General features: G+C 64.3%; 16 protein-coding genes. 5 read left to right on the forward strand and 11 right to left on the reverse strand.

Annotated features, from left to right (window positions below):
- Positions 1-25: 25 nt before the first annotated feature.
- The 4 genes from ATC04_RS01890 to ATC04_RS01905 all read right to left on the reverse strand — a co-directional run bounded on the left by ATC04_RS01890 (position 26) and on the right by ATC04_RS01905 (position 4744).
- Complete coding sequence (locus ATC04_RS01890) at positions 26-1672, reverse strand: glycoside hydrolase family 13 protein (RefSeq protein WP_047120364.1); 1647 nt, start codon at positions 1670-1672, stop codon at positions 26-28.
- A gap of 10 nt (positions 1673-1682) precedes the next feature.
- A complete protein-coding gene (locus ATC04_RS01895) occupies positions 1683-2543 on the reverse strand; it encodes a carbohydrate ABC transporter permease (RefSeq protein WP_052772596.1) in 861 nt (286 codons plus the stop codon).
- 5 nt (positions 2544-2548) lie between these two features.
- Complete coding sequence (locus tag ATC04_RS01900; protein WP_152666943.1) at positions 2549-3385, reverse strand: sugar ABC transporter permease; 837 nt, start codon at positions 3383-3385, stop codon at positions 2549-2551.
- Between the two features lie 96 nt (positions 3386-3481).
- Positions 3482-4744: an ABC transporter substrate-binding protein gene (locus ATC04_RS01905; protein ID WP_047120361.1), complete on the reverse strand. Its 1263-nt coding sequence runs from the start codon at positions 4742-4744 to the stop codon at positions 3482-3484.
- 87 nt (positions 4745-4831) lie between these two features.
- Here ATC04_RS01905 and ATC04_RS01910 point away from each other — a divergent pair, with 87 nt between their 5' ends.
- The 3 genes from ATC04_RS01910 to ATC04_RS01920 all read left to right on the forward strand — a co-directional run bounded on the left by ATC04_RS01910 (position 4832) and on the right by ATC04_RS01920 (position 8667).
- Complete coding sequence (locus tag ATC04_RS01910) at positions 4832-6010, forward strand: ROK family transcriptional regulator (protein ID WP_052772536.1); 1179 nt, start codon at positions 4832-4834, stop codon at positions 6008-6010.
- Positions 6007-7209 (forward strand): MFS transporter, encoded by a 1203-nt coding sequence (locus tag ATC04_RS01915; protein ID WP_047120360.1) that lies wholly within the window; start codon positions 6007-6009, stop codon positions 7207-7209. Before ATC04_RS01910 ends, ATC04_RS01915 begins: the two co-directional genes overlap by 4 nt.
- Before the next feature lie 273 nt (positions 7210-7482).
- A complete protein-coding gene (locus ATC04_RS01920; protein ID WP_231735879.1) occupies positions 7483-8667 on the forward strand; it encodes an ATP-binding protein in 1185 nt (394 codons plus the stop codon).
- 3 nt (positions 8668-8670) lie between these two features.
- On the opposite strand, the gene ATC04_RS01925 is transcribed toward ATC04_RS01920, so the two are convergent.
- The 4 genes from ATC04_RS01925 to ATC04_RS01940 form a co-directional block, all read right to left on the reverse strand.
- A complete protein-coding gene (locus tag ATC04_RS01925) occupies positions 8671-9426 on the reverse strand; it encodes an ATP-binding cassette domain-containing protein (protein WP_047120359.1) in 756 nt (251 codons plus the stop codon).
- Positions 9423-10406: an iron chelate uptake ABC transporter family permease subunit gene (locus ATC04_RS01930; protein ID WP_152666941.1), complete on the reverse strand. Its 984-nt coding sequence runs from the start codon at positions 10404-10406 to the stop codon at positions 9423-9425. The genes ATC04_RS01925 and ATC04_RS01930 overlap by 4 nt, the downstream gene beginning before the upstream one ends.
- Before the next feature lie 55 nt (positions 10407-10461).
- The gene (locus tag ATC04_RS01935; RefSeq protein WP_060617053.1) at positions 10462-11442 is read right to left on the reverse strand and encodes an iron chelate uptake ABC transporter family permease subunit; all 981 of its coding nucleotides are present in this window, start codon (positions 11440-11442) and stop codon (positions 10462-10464) included.
- An 87-nt stretch (positions 11443-11529) separates the two neighbouring features.
- Positions 11530-12516: an ABC transporter substrate-binding protein gene (locus ATC04_RS01940; RefSeq protein ID WP_152666909.1), complete on the reverse strand. Its 987-nt coding sequence runs from the start codon at positions 12514-12516 to the stop codon at positions 11530-11532.
- Positions 12517-12817: 301 nt separating this feature from the next.
- Between ATC04_RS01940 and ATC04_RS01945 the strand changes: the two genes are divergently transcribed.
- On the forward strand, positions 12818-13414 hold the full coding sequence (locus ATC04_RS01945) for a GNAT family N-acetyltransferase (protein WP_047120358.1): 597 nt from the start codon (positions 12818-12820) through the stop codon (positions 13412-13414).
- Here ATC04_RS01945 and ATC04_RS01950 read toward each other — a convergent pair.
- Positions 13404-13934, reverse strand: coding sequence for a DUF488 domain-containing protein (locus tag ATC04_RS01950; RefSeq protein WP_047120357.1), 531 nt, complete (start codon positions 13932-13934; stop codon positions 13404-13406). The two genes, ATC04_RS01945 and ATC04_RS01950, sit on opposite strands and share 11 nt — an antisense overlap.
- 3 nt (positions 13935-13937) lie before the next feature.
- Entirely contained in the window at positions 13938-14153 is a 216-nt protein-coding gene (locus ATC04_RS01955) for a DUF2945 domain-containing protein (RefSeq protein WP_047120975.1), read from the reverse strand.
- A 196-nt stretch (positions 14154-14349) separates the two neighbouring features.
- On the opposite strand from ATC04_RS01955, the gene ATC04_RS01960 reads away from it, so the two are divergent.
- A complete protein-coding gene (locus ATC04_RS01960) occupies positions 14350-15030 on the forward strand; it encodes an SDR family oxidoreductase (protein WP_047120356.1) in 681 nt (226 codons plus the stop codon).
- A gap of 180 nt (positions 15031-15210) precedes the next feature.
- Here the strand turns inward: ATC04_RS01960 and ATC04_RS01965 are convergent, their stop codons facing one another.
- A complete protein-coding gene (locus ATC04_RS01965) occupies positions 15211-15414 on the reverse strand; it encodes a cold-shock protein (RefSeq protein WP_047120355.1) in 204 nt (67 codons plus the stop codon).
- Positions 15415-15630 lie beyond the last annotated feature (216 nt).

A 15630-nucleotide genomic window follows, 5' to 3' on the forward strand; every position in this document is an offset into this window, starting at 1 on the left:
GAGGTCCCGGCGCCCTGTCAGTCGCTTAGCCGCGCAGCCACGCGGTGGTGGCAGCCGGCAGCCTGCCGTCCACCAGCTCCCCGCTAGCCAGCAAGGGCGCGGAGGGTAGTTGCTGCGGCTCGGCGCTGAAGTTGGTGATGCAGATCCAGCCGTTCGGGCGGCTGAATGCCAGCACCCCCGGTGCGGAGGGCAGCCAGGCCAGCGATTCGCCGCTTTGCAGCTCGCGGCGCAGCGCCAGTGCGGAACGGTAGAGCTCCAGGGTGCTGCCGGGCACCCCGTCTTGGGCGGCGACCGACAGGCCTGCGAACACGGCCGGCTGCGGCAGGTGCGTCCCGCCGCCGCCAAAGCCCAGCGAGCTTCCGGTAGTTGCCCATGGCAGCGGTACGCGGCAGCCGTCGCGCCCCAGGTCCACGTCGCGGTTGCGGAAGAAGGTGGGATCCTGACGCTGCTCGTCGGCGATCTCGTGCACCTCCGGCAGGCCGAGCTCCTCGCCCTGGTAGAGGTAGGCGCTGCCGGGCAAAGCCAGCTGCAGCAAGGTGGCGGCGCGGGCGCGGCGCAGGCCCAGCGCGGTGTCCGCCACCGAGGCATCGGCGCCCCGGAACAGCCACTTGCGGGCGGCCTCCGGATCGCCGGCGGGTTCCAGTGCGTAGCGGGTGGCATGGCGGACCACGTCGTGGTTCGAATAAACCCAGGTGGTGGAGGACCCTGCAGCCGCGGCCTGGTCGAGGTTGAAGGTGATGATGTTCTTGAAGGCCTCGGGGAGGAAGTCGGCCTGCAGCAGGTCGAAGTTGAACGCCTGGCCCAGCGAGGTGGAGCGGGCATAGGCCGGGCGGCGTTCCGCGTCGGTCCAGGCCTCGGCCACGGCGATGCGTGGTGGGGTGTACTCATTGAACAGCGCGCGCCATTCGGCGTAGATCTCGTGCACCTCGTCGCGATCCCAGATCGGGTGGCTTCCGTCCCACGGCATGGCGTCCAGCTGCGCCTTGGTGGGCAGGTCGCGCTCGGCGATGTCCTTGGTCAGCGCGTGGGCGACGTCCACGCGGAAGCCGTCCACCCCGCGGTCCGACCAGAAGCGCAGAGTGGTGAGGAAGTCCTCCCGGACCTCAGGGTTCGCCCAGTTGAAGTCCGGCTGTTCGGGGGCGAACAGGTGCAGGTACCACTGACCGTCGCCCACCGGTGCCCACGCGGGGCCGCCGAAGACCGATTCCCAGTCCGCTGGCGGTAGTTCCCCGTTGGCCCCCAGCCCGTCGCGGAAGATGTAGCGTTCGCGTTCCGGCGAGCCCTTGGGGGAGGCCAGCGCGGCCTGGAACCACTTGTGGCGGTTGGAGGAGTGGTTCGGCACGATGTCCACGATCACCTTGATGCCGGCTTGGTGCAGGGCGGCGGCCATCGCGTCGAAGTCCTCCAAGGAGCCCAGCCGCGGGTCGACGTTGCGGTAGTCGTCAACGTCGTAGCCGCCGTCGGCCAGTGCCGAGGGGTAGAAGGGGGAGAGCCAGACCGCGTCGATGCCCAGCTCCTTGAGGTAGGGCACGCGCGAGGTGATGCCAGGCAGGTCGCCCAGGGAATCGGCGTTGGAGTCCGCGAAGCTGCGCGGGTAGATCTGGTAGACGGCGGCCTGGCGCCACCAACTGGCGTCGATGGTGGAGTGCTTTTCGGTTTCCTGCATGGTCATGGGTTTTCCTTTACTTGATTGCGCCCTGGGTCAGGCCTGACATGACCCAGCGCTGGGTGAAGAGGTAGGCGATGATGCTCGGAGCCATCGCCAGCAGGTAGGAGGCGAACGAGACGTGGTAGTTGTTGGAGAACTGGGTCTGGAATAGCTGCTGGACCACCGGCAGGGTCTGGTTGGCCTGTTCCGCGATGATCAGCGAGGGCATCATGAAGTCGTTCCAGGAGCCTAGGAAGGCGAAGATCGCGACGGTCGCGCTCATCGGGGCGATCAGCGGGAAGATGATGCGCCAGAACGCGGTCCAGGTGCTGGCCCCGTCCATGCGGGCGCTTTCCTCCAGCTCGGCGGGCAGCCCGCGCATGAATGCGGTGAACAGCAGCACGTTGAAGGACAGCCCGAACATCACGTGCAGGATCGCCACGCCGAAGGGGTTGTCCAGGCCAGCCAGGCCGGTGAGCTTGACCTGGGACAGGGCCAGCACCGGGAAGGGCAGGAACATCGCGCCGAGCAGGTAGTAGAAGCTATAGCGGTAGAACTTGCGGTTCCAGTTGCGGTGGATCGCGTAGGAGGCCATGGAGGCCACCAGCACCCCGCCGCAGACGGAGATCAGCGTGATGAACAAGGAAATGGTGAATGCCCGCGGGAAGTTCACCAGCTCCCAGGCCGCGGTGAAGCCCTCCACGGAGAACGGGTCGGGCCAGGAGAAGGCTTTGCCGTCCACTGCCTGCCCGGCGGACTTGAACGCCATGGAGACGGTGACGAACAGCGGCATCAACACACTGAAGGCGCAGGCGGCCAGTATGGCGGTGGCTGGCCAGTTGGTCTTCTCGCGGCCGATGCGGGCGCGGGAGGGACGGGTCAACCGCTGTTGCAGGGTACTCACTTGGACTCCTTGGAGGTCAGGCGCAGCTGGATGAGCGCGATCAGCAGCGAGATGAGGAAGAAGACGGTGGCGTTGGCCATTTGGTAGGCGTAGTCGCCGCGTTCGAACCCGGTGAAGATCGTCATCGCGATGGAGCGGGTGGCAACACCCGGGCCGCCATTGGTCAGGCCGACGATGATGTCATACGCGGCGAGGAAGTTCTTGAACCCCAGGATCATGTTGATGCCGATATACCCGGCCATTAACGGCAAGGTGACGTGGCGCAGCTGGCCCACGGCACCGGCGCCGTCCAGCGCGGAGGCCTCGTAGAGGTCGTAGGGGATCGCCATGAGCCCGGCGATGTATATCAGCATGGCCGAGGGGATCGCCTGCCAAGCGGTGACGATGACGATCGAGATCCATGCCAGATCCGGGTTGGCCAGGATCGAGCTGCCCAGCGTTTCCAGTCCCATCGCCTGGCCGGCGGCGGGCAGCGTGTTGGAGAACAGGAAGTTGAACACGTAGGCGATTACGATGCCGGAGATCACCATGGGCATGACGAACACGGTGCGCAGCACCACTCGGGCGCGGATCTGCGCGGTCAGCCCTAGTGCCAGTAGGAAGGCCAGGGCGTTGGTCAACAGCACCGTGATCAGCGAGAAGCCGATGGTGAAGGCGTAAGCGCCGAGCACAGCGGGATCCGTGACCAGAGCCGCGTAGTTGCGCAGCCCCACCATCTCGAACTCGCCGAAGCCCACCGAATCGGTGAAGCTGAAGAAGATGCCCATGATCGCCGGCACGGTAATCGCCAGCGTGAAGCAGGCCAGAGCGGGCAGCAGGAACAGCAGGTGCATGCTGGGCCGGCGTCGCGGACGGGCCGGGCGGGGCGGGCGGGGCGCTGCGGCCGGAGGCGCGCTGACCGGGGATTCAATTAGTGCCATGGTGCGTTCCTAACTGCGTCGGGCCAGCCGGGCCCAGTCGGCGTCGAGGGTGGCCAGGGTCTGGTGCACGTTGCCGCCGGTGGCCACCGACTGCATGTAGTTCTCGAAGGGGATGGTGCGCGGGATGGCGGTGGACACGCCCTGGTAGATGCGGCCGGCATCAATGTACGGTTGCATCTGCGCCAGGCGCTCGTCGGTAGCCGGCGGGGAGTCGCTGCGCACCCCGAAGCCCAGGGCAAGCTCGTTGTAGGCGTTCTGGATTTCGGGCTGGCACAGGAACTCCAACAGGGCCCGGGCCTCCTGCTGGTGCTCGGACTGCTCCGGGATCCATAGGGCCAAATCGATGTTGGCGCGGACCTTCAGGTCCGCCGGGTCCTCGGTCATCGGCAGCGGGAACGTGCCGATGGACGCGTCCGGGTTGCTCTTGGCGATTTCCGGCAGCGCCCAGGGGCCCTGTAGGTACATCGCTGCCTTGCCCTGGGCGAAGGCGAGGTTGCCATCGCCGTAACCGCGGCTGGTCGCATCCTCGTTGGAGTATCGGGCCAACTGCTGCATCCGGGTGAGCGGTTCGGCGAAGAAGGCGGAAAAGGAGAGCTCTGAGCCCGGGGTGAAATCCGCCCCGGCCTCGCGCAACGCGGCGAACAACGCACCGATGTCCACCGCGCCACCCAGCGAATAGTCGGCCAAGCCCTGGCTGGCGGTCCACGCGTCCTTAAAGGTGGAATAGATCGGGGTGATGCCCAGGTCCTTGAGCTGCTCGCACAGCTCGACGAGCTCCGAGTACCGTTGTGGGATCGGCAGATTGTGCTGCGCGAAGATCTCCTTGTTGTAGAGCACCGCGGCGCCCATCATCGAATACGGCAGCACCGAGGTGCGACCCGGGTAGTCCGGGTACAGGGCCAGCAACTCCGCGATGAACGGCGCGTTCATCTTCACCTGCGGCAGGTCAGACAGGTCGCTGAGCGCGCCGCGCTCCTGGAAGCGGGCCATCTCGAAGTTGTAGTTCAGACAGCCCAGATCCGGCGGATCCTGGCGGGCGAACGCCGCCGAGAGCCCCGCGGTGACTTCGTGGACCGCGGTGATCGAGTCCTGAGAGGTGTTGAACTGCTCCAGCAGCGTGCGGAAGTGCGTGACGACCTCCGGCTTGGACTGGTTGAAGCGGATGGTGGAGCGCGCTTGGGCCGGACTGCACCCGGGTAATCCGGCCAGCGCCACGGTGCTGGCCAGCGCGCCGAGGAAGGTGCGGCGGCCGAAATGCCTTGGTATGCTCATGGGCTCCTCCGGGTGGGGTGATGTGGTTCACATGCTGATCGGATATAAATTTAGCATCTAAATAAAGTCGAGTCTATACTCGAGATTGTGAATTCCAGCGATGCACCAATAGCCCAGCAACCCGGCGCCCACCAGCTGCGCCGGAGCAACTCGCGAAAGATCCTGCATGCCGCCTGGGACCAGGGTCCGGTAACCGCCAGCGAGCTGATTGAAGCCACCGGGCTCACCCGCGCCACCGTGCTGAACCAGGCCAAGGAGCTCGTCGCCGCCGGATGGCTGCGCGAAGCCGCCGACACCCGCAGTGCTGGCGAGTACTCCAAGGGACGCCCTGCCCTGCGCTATGAACTGGACGACAGTTCTGGGCTGATCGCTGGCCTGGACGCCGGCCAGCATCGCATCACCCTGGCCCTGGCCGACCTCACCGGCGCTGAACTGCTGCGCGAGGAGGTCCGCACCGATCCGGAGGTCGGCGCCGAACAACGCATCACAGCGGTCATCGGGTTGCTGCAGCGCACCCTGGGCAGTCTGGGAGTGCAGCGCTTCGCCGCCCTGGTCATCGCCGTGCCCGCCCCCGTGGACTCCGCTGGGCGCTCGCCGGAACACCCTGAAGGCTTCTGGCAGCGGATGAACCCGAATTGGATTACAGCGCTGGAGCCCTACGCCCAGCTGCTGGCGGTGGACAACGACGCGAACCTGGCCGCGGTCGCGGAAATGCGCGCCGGCGCCAGTGGCTCCTTCGCTGCGCTGATGGTCGGAGAACGCTTGGGCGCGGGCATTGTCGTGGACGGTGCCCTGCTGCGCGGAGGCCAGGGTTTTGCCGGGGAAATGCGCGCGCTGTCCTACGTTAGTGGGGTCGGCAACGCGCTGGGCCTGGGATACCTGGCCCGCAAGGAAGCACGGGAGGCACTGGAAAATGGGCGCGTGAGCACCCTGCGCCGCGAGGGCCTGGACGCGCGGCAGGTTTTCCGCGTGGCCGCCGCAGGGGACTTGCTGGCCGGGGAAATCCTGGAGTCACTGGGCGAACGGCTGGCCCGGATCGCTGCGGTGACCGCCGGATTCCTGGGGCTGGAAAGGATCGTTTTGTGCGGGGCCATGGCCGAATACCTGGACCCGGTGCTGTGCATCGCGCACCGCGAGCTGGCCAAGGATCCCGAGCTGGCCGCTGTGCAGCTGGCGGCCTCCAGTCTGGGCGCGGATGTCGCCCTCAAGGGCGCGCTGGCCAACGCCCTGGACCTGGTGCGTCGCGCCGCCCCCTTTGCCAAGTGAACGCACCGGCCGCGCCCACCCGTGAGAACCGCCGTGCCCGCGGGGCCGTCGCCGCGCTGTTTTTGACCAACGGGGCATTGTTCGCCAACATGGCGCCGCGGTTGCCCGAGTTCAAGGCGCAGCTGGGGCTGGACGCCGGGGCCTACGGACTGCTGGTCGCCGCCTGGCCGACCGGGGCGATCATCGCCGGGCTGGCCGCCGGATCGCTGATCCGGAGGTTCGGATCGGCCGCGGTCGCGGTGTTCGGCACGCTGGCCACCGGGCTGGCGGTGCTGGGCGCAGGCTCGGCAGGAAGCCTGGTCCTGGTGGCGGTGGCCTTCGTCGTCGGCGGGGCCATGGACGCGATCACCGACGTCGCGCAGAACGCGCACGGCCTGCAGGTACAGCGGCGCTACGGCCGACCGATCCTGAACTCCTTCCACGCGCTGTGGTCCGTCGGCGCGGTGCTCGGCGGCCTGATGGCGGCCGGAGCCATGGCGCTGGGCCTGCCGCTGGCCGCGCACTTCACGATTTCCGCGCTGCTTTTCGCCGCCGTGGCGCTGACCGCGTTCAAGTTCTGCCTGCCGGCGCGCGGGCCCGTCGAACCGGTCGGGGAGCAGGCCGCCGACGCCGGGCCGGTGCGGGTCTTCACCCGCGCCCGCATCGTGGTGGCGATCGCGGCGCTGGTGCTGATCGCCTCGGCCGGGATCATGGTGGAGGACGCGGGCAACTCGTGGGCCACGCTGTACCTGGGGTCCCTGGGCGCGCCGTCCGCGCTGGCCGCCGCGGGCTATATCGCGCTGGTCGGGGCCCAATTCATCGGCCGCATCCTGGGTGATGGTCTGGTGCACCGCTTCGGCCAGCGGCTCGTCGCGCAGCTCGGTGCGGTGCTGGTGGCCGGCGGCATGGGCCTGGCGCTGGCCTTCCCGAGTATCCCCGGAAGCCTGCTGGGTTTCGCTGCCGCCGGATTCGGGGTGGCCATGCTGGTGCCGGCGGCCATGGATCAGGCCGACAAGATCCCGGGCCTGGCCCCGGGCACGGGCCTGAGCGTGGTCTCCTGGCTGATGCGCCTGGGTTTCCTGCTCTCCCCGCCGCTGGTGGGCTTCATCGCGCAGGCCTTCTCGCTGCGCGCTGGCCTGCTGGTGGTGCCGGCCGCCGGGGTGATCGTGCTCTTGTGCTCGCCGGTGCTGAATGCGCGCCGATCGAAGGGCCGACGGTAGTGGCAGATACCGTTGGCTGTTGTGGCAACATGACTTGAAGTATGTGACCTGGACTCACGGACGAAGCGACTCGAGGCGTTGGGTAAATCGGTAAGGGTCTCGTCATGGTGTAAGCCCTCGATGCTTTGATACTGGTCCATGCTCAGTTCACGCACCTGTGCAAGGAACCCGACAAGGTGACGTCGTGTATCTTCGGTGCTCGGGTATAGGGAAATATAGTGAAGTATAGTGAAAAGTTATACATGTATATATTTTCTTATACTAGGGATGTGAATGATGGAAGCGGAGCTCAATCCTTATCATCCGGGCGCGGGGATGGTGCCTAGGGTTTTGGCTGGTCGCAGCGGTGACATCGATGCTTTTGACGCTCTCATCGCACGAGCAAAACGTTTCTCACCCGTACGTCCCATTATTTTCAGTGGGTTGCGCGGCGTTGGCAAGACGGTCCTGCTTAATCGAGTTCGAAGTCTCGCTGAGCATCACCGTTTTCATGTTGTTCAATTCGAGGCTAGGCCTGGCGATGCAGGTGGCAAGGCTGCACGCAGGGAATTGACCGCAGGCTTTGTGAAAATCTCCGCACGCTTTCGCTCTCAGATATCGAAAGACTTGGTCAAACGCATGCTTGGAACCGTTTCTTCGTTTTCCGTGAGCCTTGGCATTGAAGGGGTCTCTCTGGGAATTGAACGCGACGTAACGCGTGCGTCAAGCGGATTAATCGATCTTGACCTCCAGGACACCATCGAAGACATTTCGCGTTTGCTTCGAAACGAGCGAAGCGCATTGATGATCTTCATTGATGAGATGCAAGAGTTGGACAGTGAGCTCTTGGAATCGCTACTCACCGCCCAGCATTTTGCCTTGCAAAGAGAGCTTCCGTTCTATGTCATAGGCGCTGGACTTCCTAACCTGCCAACAAAGCTGACTGATTCAAGAAGCTATGCCGAAAGGCTCTTCGAATATCGGGGGATTGGAAAGCTCGATGACGCAGCAGCACGAGAATCCTTAGCAGGACCAGCTCGCCAGATGGGGCAAACTTATACCGATGAGGCGCTCGACATATTGGTAGCCGAAGCAGGGAACTACCCTTATTTCTTGCAAGAATTCGGTAGTGCAATGTGGACGGTGGCAACGGCATCGCCGTTCACATCGCAGAACGCCGAAGCTGCTACTGCTCTAGGTCGGGCGAAACTTGATTCTGGTTTCTTTCCTGCTCGTTGGGAACGGGCAACCCCGGCGGAACGAGACTATATGAAGGCAATGGCCTTGGATGGTGACGCAGGTTCACGGAGCTCCGACGTTGCCAGCCGGCTCTCGAAAACCCCGCAAGCGCTGGCGCCAGTCAGGGCTTCGCTAATAACCAAGGGTATTATCTATTCGCCGCAACGAAGCTTCATCGCCTACACCGTTCCGGGGATGGCTAACTTTATTGAACGCTATCGCAGACTCCTCGAGGATTGATCGTCAGTAGTACACCGCCAGCGGTCCCTCCGGCCCGGCGATCACGCGCACCGGGGTCTCGAAGACGTCGGTGAGGATCTCGTCATCCATGATGCGCTCCGGGGTGCCGAACTCGACGACCTTGCCCTGCTTCATGGCGCAGATGTAGTCAGCGTAGTGCCCGGCGAAGTTGATGTCGTGCAGCACGATCACGATGGTGCGGTTCAGCTCCGCGGCGGCGCGCTTGAGGTGGCGCATCATGATGACCGAGTGCTTCATGTCCAGGTTATTCAGCGGCTCGTCCAGCAGCACGGTGTCGGTGTCCTGCGCCAGCACCATCGCCACGTAGGCGCGCTGGCGCTGCCCGCCGGAAAGCTCGTCCAGGTAGCGGCCTTCCAGCTCGGAGAGGTCCAGGAAGTCGATCGAGCGGGAGATGATCTCCTCGTCCGCCATGGTCAGCCGGCCCTTGGAGTGCGGGTAGCGGCCGAAGCCCACCAGCTGGCGCACGGTCAAGCGGGTGACGAAGTGGTTCTCCTGACGCAGGATCGAGACGATCTTCGCCAGGTCCTTGGAATTGGTCTTGGAGACGTCGTAGCCGGCGACCTCGATGTTGCCCGAGTCGATGCCCAGCAGGCGTCCGACCATGGTCAGCATGGTGGACTTGCCGGCGCCGTTCGGGCCGACCAGCGCGGTGATGCCGCCGGCGGGGATCTGCAGGGTGACCGGGCCGATCGAGACCTCGGAGGAGTACTTCTTCTGGACGTCGTTGAGGGTAATCACAGCCGGCCCTTTCGCAGGATGAAGATGAGGAATGTAATGCCGCCGACGGCTTCGATGATGATGCCGACCACGCCCTGGGCGTAGAAGACGTTTTTCATGATGAAGTAGGACCCAGCCAGCACCACGAAGCCGGCCAGGAAGGCCATCGGGTAGATGAAGCGGTGATCGTAGGTGTCGGCCAGCTGGTAGGCCAGGGTCGCGACCAGGAAGCCCAGGAAGGTCAGCGGGCCGACCAGGGCGGTGCTCACAGCCATCAGGATGGAGACGAAGAACAGGGTGACCATGACTTCGCGGCGATGGTTGATGCCCAGGTTGATGGTGGTTTCCTTGCCCAGGGCCAGGATGTTCAGCTTCTTGGAGCTTGCCACCAGGTAGCCGCCGGCGACGATGAGCAGCGGGATGGCCAGCGGCATGTAGCTCATGTCGGCATTGGTCATGGAGCCGAACAGGCGTGCGGTGAGCACGTCGAACTCGCTCGGGGTGAGCATGCGCTGCATGAATGTCGCCACCGAGCCGAGCCCGGTGCCGATGATGATGCCCACCAGCAGCATGATCTGGATATTGCCCAGCTTCCCGGACAGCAGCCAGCCGTACAGCGCCACGGACAGGGCCACCATGATCGCCACCTGCAGCGCGAACTGGCCGACGCCGGTGAAGAAGGTGATGCCGGCGACGCCGAGGAAGAACACCGCGCCGGTCTGCACCACGCGGTACAGCGCCTCGAAGCCCATGATGGACGGGGTGAGCAGGCGGTTGTTGGTGACGGTCTGGAAGGAGACGGTGGCGATCGCCTGGCAGGCGGCGACCACTGCCATGGTCAGGATGCTTCCGGCGCGCATCTTCGCGATGATCCAGAAACCCTCGGAGCCCACCGGCATGGGGTTGTCCCAGGCCAGCAGCCCCGCGCCGAAGACCAACGCGAGGGCGATCATGATCCCCAGGGTGATCCAGTAGCGCTTGCGCACCTTGGAGGTGGGCATCGCGCCGGAGGCCCGGGAGGAGTTGTGGCCGGCAAGTTCCGGCAGTGAAATCAGATTAGCCACGTTTGCGCTGCCTTAGAAGCATGATGATGAAGACGACGGCGCCGACCACACCCAGGATCAGCGACACCGGGATCTCGAACGGCATGATGATGGTGCGGCCCACGAGGTCGCACACGGTGGTGATCGCGATGCCCAGCAGGCACACCCACGGCAGGTTGCTGCGCAGGTCGTCGCCGCGCACCATGGACACGAGGTTCGGCACGATCAGCCCCAGGAACGGCAGGTTGCCGATCACCACGGTCACCACGCCGGTGGCCACCGCGATCAGCGCGGTGCCCAGCAGCATGACGTTGCGGTAGTTCAGCCCCACGTTGGTTGCGATCTCCTCGCCCAGGCCCGCCACGGTGAAGCGGTCAGCGACGATGAAGATCGCCACGGCCACGGCGGCCACGATCCACAGCACCTCGTACTGCCCGCGGATCACCGAGGTGAACGAGCCTGCCAGCCAGATGCCCAGGGACTGCAGCTTGTCGGTGGTCAGCGCCAGGAACGTGGAAAACGCCCCGACCACCGAGCCAAGCATGATGCCCACGATGGGCACGGTCAGCGAGGCCTTCAGCGAGACGCGGCGCAGGAAGAGGAAAAAGAGCATGGTGCCGGCGAAGGCGAAGACGATCGCCACTGCCATCTTGGAGAGGATGGAGGCCTGCGGGAAGAGCACCAGCATCACCAGCAAACCCAGGCCCGCCCATTCGGTGGTGCCGGTGGTGGTCGGCTCGACGAACCGGTTCTGCGTCAGCAGCTGCATGACCAGCCCGCTCATCGCCATCGCCGCGCCGGCCAGCACCAGGGCGATGGTGCGCGGGATGCGGGTGATGGCGAACATCTCGGCGCCGTCCTGCGCGCCGAAGACGTCGTACACGCCGGTGAACAGGGAGAACGCCAGGAGGACGAGCACACCGATGATGCCCAGGAGCAGCTGCCAGCTCAAGAGCCTGCCCTTGGTGCGAGGTGTGGACAACGTGGTAGTCATGAAGCCGCCGATGAAAGTGTGGTGGTGGTGCAAAGTGGCGGGACCGTCGCCGGGCCCGCCACTTCTACGCTGTGATGCGCGGTTGGATTACTTCGCCGCTTCCAGGGCGTCGGCGAATTCGTTGAGGAACTCGGTGTAGGTCTGGATGCCTTCGTTGGTGTAGGTGTCCGCCGGCATGACGACGACGTTGCCTTCCTTGGCGGCGGTGACGTTCTTCAGCGCCTCGGAGTTCTCCAGCAGTTCCTTGGCCGGCTTGTAGCCCTCGGCGTCGGCCTCCACGGCTGCGTCGCGGTCCATCAGGATGATCCAGTCCGGGTTGGACTTTGCGATGGCCTCGACCGAGACGTCGTCGCCTTCGTGGTCGGTGGAAGCTTCGTCCAGCTTCAGCGCCGGGGTCAGGCCCAGCACGTCGAACAGCGGGCCGACGGTGCGGCCGGTGCCCGGCGCGGAGTAGCCGAACTCGCCGCCGGAGGTGATCAGGCCCATGACGGTGTCTTCAGGGTTGTAGGCGTCGGTGACGCGTTTCTCGGCGGCCTGGAGGTCCGCGACCAGCTTGGCCGCTTCGTCCTGCTTGCCGAAGATCTCGCCCAGCACGGTGGTCTGGCGCTCCAGCTCGGCGTCCAGCGGCTCGCCGTCGCGTGGGTCGAGGTTCACCAAGGTGGCCTTCGGGGCCAGTTCCTTGAGCTTGTCGGCGTGCTGGGTGAAGCGCTGGCCGTTGATAATCAGGTCGGGCTGGACCTCGACGACTGCTTCCAGGTTCGGCTCGCGGTGGCTGCCCAGGTCGACGATCTTCTCGTCCTTGGTGTAGGCGATGGTGTCCGGCATCAGCGCAACGGCGCCAGCCTTCAGCTCCACGCCCCAGTCGGAGAGGGTCTCGAAGGTGCGGTTGTCGGTGGCGACGACGGAGGCCGGCGGGGTGGCGATGTTCTTCTCGCCCTCGTTGTCCGTGATGGTCACGGTCTTGGCTACGGCGTCGGTGTCGCCGGAAGCGGCCGAGGTGGTCGAGCCGCAGGCGGTCAGGGACAGGGCTGCGATGCTCAGCAAGGCTGCTGCGCGAAGCTTCATGGAGGCCATGGTTTCCTTCGTGTCGAAGCAACCGTAAAGGTTGCTGGAACAAGTGATCTAAGTATTAGCTTAGCCTTAGCTGCAGGAAATACGTTAAGCCGTTGTCCTGTTGTGTGGGACACATAAAATAGGCCTGCATTGGCTAATTTCGGGCGAAAACCCCGGTTTTCCGGGCATTAATAGACGCACCTAAGATTCATGGTTGATAATTGCAACCGAAAAAAGTTAGCTATTTGTGACTTGCCGTGGCGACCAATGGGCCGAATTCTGGCTCAGGCCGGCTGAAACGCCATGGAATAAGCTTCTTGGTATGGAAGATTCTCTGAATAAAGTCGCCTGGCCCGTAGCCACCGAACGCCTGACCCTGCGCAGGCTCGAATCCGAGGATCTGGAGGCCACCTGGCGGTATCGCCAGCTTCCGGAAGTGACCCGATGGATCACCTCCGCTCCCGGAACCCTCGAGGAGTACCGCGTGTATTTCCACGAGGAGGGCCGCATCGAGCGCGATGTGGCAGTCGAGGTCACCGAGGACGACGGCAGCAAGGTGTTGATCGGCACGGTCATGCTCAAGGTGCATGATGCCTGGGGACAGAGCGAAATCCTTGACCAGACCCGCCACGTCGAAGCGGAGATCGGCTGGAGCTTCGACCCTGCCTACGGAGGCAAGGGCTACGCCACCGAGGCCGTCCGGGCGGTGCTGGAGCTGAGCTTCGGCGCGCTGGGGCTGCGCCGCGTTGTCGCGGAGAGCTTCGCGGCCAACGACCCGTCTTGGAAACTCATGGAACGGGTCGGCATGCGCCGCGAGTCCTACAACCGCCGCAACGGGCTGCACCGCAGCGGCGAGTGGATGGACGGCGTGGTCTACGCGATGCTGGCCGACGAGTGGGGAGAACTGGTCACCGCCTAGGGTAGGTCACCTGGCATTCCGGGCCGATCACCGCGCCCGGGCTGAGTTCGGCTTCCGTAGCCGACTCGACGATATGCAGCACCCTGGCACCGCGGGCCATCAGGTGGTCGGCGATGATGCGCCGGTGGCAGCGCCACCATACGGCCTCGGAGCACATCAGCGCCATGCGCTCGGAGCCTGCCTGCGCCACCAGATCCCGCGTGGCGGCGTCGAATTCCCGTCCCAGCGCATGATCCGCGTAGTTGTGGAAGCTGCGGTTCTCCCACCAGGCATTGGTCTCGAACGGCACCGTTGTGCTCACCGGGCGCCGTCCCTCCAAGGCCGGATCGGCGCGCAGCCCGATGCCGTATTCCGCCAGCGAGGCGCCCAGGGCGTCGGCGTTGAACTGCGGGTATCTGTTCGAACCGCGAAGCTTGCGCACGTCGATGACGGTCTGCACCTCGTTGGCGCGCAGCAGTTCGATGAACTGCTCGATGCTGCGTGTCGAATGGCCGATGGTCAGGATCGTTGGTTCGGCCATGATCTAGTCGTCGAGCAGCCGAAGCGCCTGGCCCTTGTGCGCCGCGATGTGATCGGTCTTGTCGCTCTTGATCTCGTATTGCGGATCCTCCGAGGACGCCCGGTGGGTGTGCCCCTTGTAGTCGAAGTCCCGGTGGTGGACCTTGACGATGCGGCCCGAGACGCGTCCTGCCTCGGAATTCCACGAAACGTGGTCGCCGACCTTGAATGTGCGTGCCATGGGAACCTCCTTGGTGGTTACGGCCATTGAATCAGCCGGGCGCGGAGGCAGCAACCGTTCATGAGGATTGCCCAGATGCAGTCCGTACAGGAGCCGGGAGTTCGGCCCGAGGTGCGCCGCGCACCACCAGGTCCATGGAATAGTGGGCCGAATCGCGAGGTTATGCGAAGTGGAGACCAAGCAGGAAGGAAGGTTTATGACCGAATCACCACGAGTAGTCATCATTGGCGGCCACGGCAAGATCGCATTGCTGGCCGCCCCCAAATTGAAGGCCAAGGGGTTCGCGGTGGACGCGCTGATCCGGAACCCGGAACATGCCTCGGATGTCGAGGCCGCATCGGCCAACCCCGTGGTGCTCGACATCGAACGTGCGGGGATGGACGAGCTGGCCGAGGTGTTCAACGGTGCGCAGGCCATCGTCTTTTCGGCAGGCGCTGGCGGAGGCAACCCCCGGCGCACCAACGCCGTGGACTTCGAAGCTGCAACGCGGGCGATCCGCGCGGCCCAGCAAAGCGGCGTAAAGCGATTTGTCATGGTGTCCTACTCGCGCGCCCTGGTCGATGTCGACAACCTCGACCCTGCGCATTCCTTCTACCCTTATGCCCGCGCCAAGCACGATGCGGACCAAGCGTTGCGCGACTCGGATTTGGACTACACGATTCTCGGCCCCGGAACGCTGACCTTGGGTCCGGCGACGGGCAAGGTCGATGTCGCCGACGCGTCGGGCAAGATCGATGGCAGCGACCCGGCCTCGGCCGATACCTCGCGCGAGAACGTCGCCGAGGCGATCGCGCTGGTGATCGGCAAGGGCCTGCTCATTCGCCAGACGGCGAACTTCTTCGACGGGCAGACGCCGATGGAGGAAGCCTGGAGCTAGCGCCCTTGCAGCCAGGTAGAGCTGATAAACTCCTAGGCCTCCTCGCGAAGCCGCAGGAAAACCCTCCGTCCGCTGCTGTGCTTCTCGAATTTTCATGATGAGCGACGAGACACCTTAATAAAAACGAGTCTGGGTGGGCTTTATGCCCACCCAGACTCATTTGGTAATTGCTAGATGCGTTTAGCGCGTCTGAATCTCGGTAGCCTGAGGACCCTTAGGGCCAGCTTCAAGCTTGTATTCAACGGCTTGGCCTTCTTCAAGGTTTTTGAAGCCGAAGCTCTGGATCGCACTGTAGTGTGCGAAAACGTCGGCGGATCCGTCTGAAGGAGCGATAAAGCCAAAGCCCTTTTCCGAGTTGAACCATTTAACAGTGCCAGTAGCCATGTGTATTCCTAAATCTTTGCCAGCGGTGAGACCGGGGTTTAAGCATGTGCCGCCTGGGCAGCACGCAGTAAGTCTGGGATGCATCAAATGATTTTTCATCGAGCCCAAGTGGGCTCTTCGACCAGAACATCGAATTCTGAGTCCGGGTATACAGAAACTTCGATCCAGATGCATGTGTGAGCGGTCGGATAGGTCCTATAGAAACCAGGTGTCCAA

Origin of the sequence: Arthrobacter sp. YC-RL1 (assembly GCF_001454985.1) — a bacterium.
Taxonomy (GTDB): Bacteria; Actinomycetota; Actinomycetes; order Actinomycetales; family Micrococcaceae; genus Glutamicibacter; species Glutamicibacter soli.

Bases quoted from the DNA above. Each gene is read 5' to 3' on its own strand.
- ATC04_RS01890 (WP_047120364.1), bottom strand. From the start codon at position 1,672: ATGACCATGCAGGAAACCGAAAAGCACTCCACCATCGACGCCAGTTGG.
- ATC04_RS01900 (WP_152666943.1), bottom strand. From the start codon at position 3,385: ATGCACCTGCTGTTCCTGCTGCCCGCTCTGGCCTGCTTCACGCTGGCG.
- ATC04_RS01905 (WP_047120361.1), bottom strand. From the start codon at position 4,744: ATGAGCATACCAAGGCATTTCGGCCGCCGCACCTTCCTCGGCGCGCTG.
- ATC04_RS01920 (WP_231735879.1), top strand. From the start codon at position 7,483: ATGATGGAAGCGGAGCTCAATCCTTATCATCCGGGCGCGGGGATGGTG.
- ATC04_RS01930 (WP_152666941.1), bottom strand. From the start codon at position 10,406: ATGCCCACCTCCAAGGTGCGCAAGCGCTACTGGATCACCCTGGGGATC.
- ATC04_RS01935 (WP_060617053.1), bottom strand. From the start codon at position 11,442: ATGACTACCACGTTGTCCACACCTCGCACCAAGGGCAGGCTCTTGAGC.
- ATC04_RS01940 (WP_152666909.1), bottom strand. From the start codon at position 12,516: ATGGCCTCCATGAAGCTTCGCGCAGCAGCCTTGCTGAGCATCGCAGCC.
- ATC04_RS01945 (WP_047120358.1), top strand. From the start codon at position 12,818: ATGGAAGATTCTCTGAATAAAGTCGCCTGGCCCGTAGCCACCGAACGC.
- ATC04_RS01950 (WP_047120357.1), bottom strand. From the start codon at position 13,934: ATGGCCGAACCAACGATCCTGACCATCGGCCATTCGACACGCAGCATC.
- ATC04_RS01955 (WP_047120975.1), bottom strand. From the start codon at position 14,153: ATGGCACGCACATTCAAGGTCGGCGACCACGTTTCGTGGAATTCCGAG.
- ATC04_RS01960 (WP_047120356.1), top strand. From the start codon at position 14,350: ATGACCGAATCACCACGAGTAGTCATCATTGGCGGCCACGGCAAGATC.
- ATC04_RS01965 (WP_047120355.1), bottom strand. From the start codon at position 15,414: ATGGCTACTGGCACTGTTAAATGGTTCAACTCGGAAAAGGGCTTTGGC.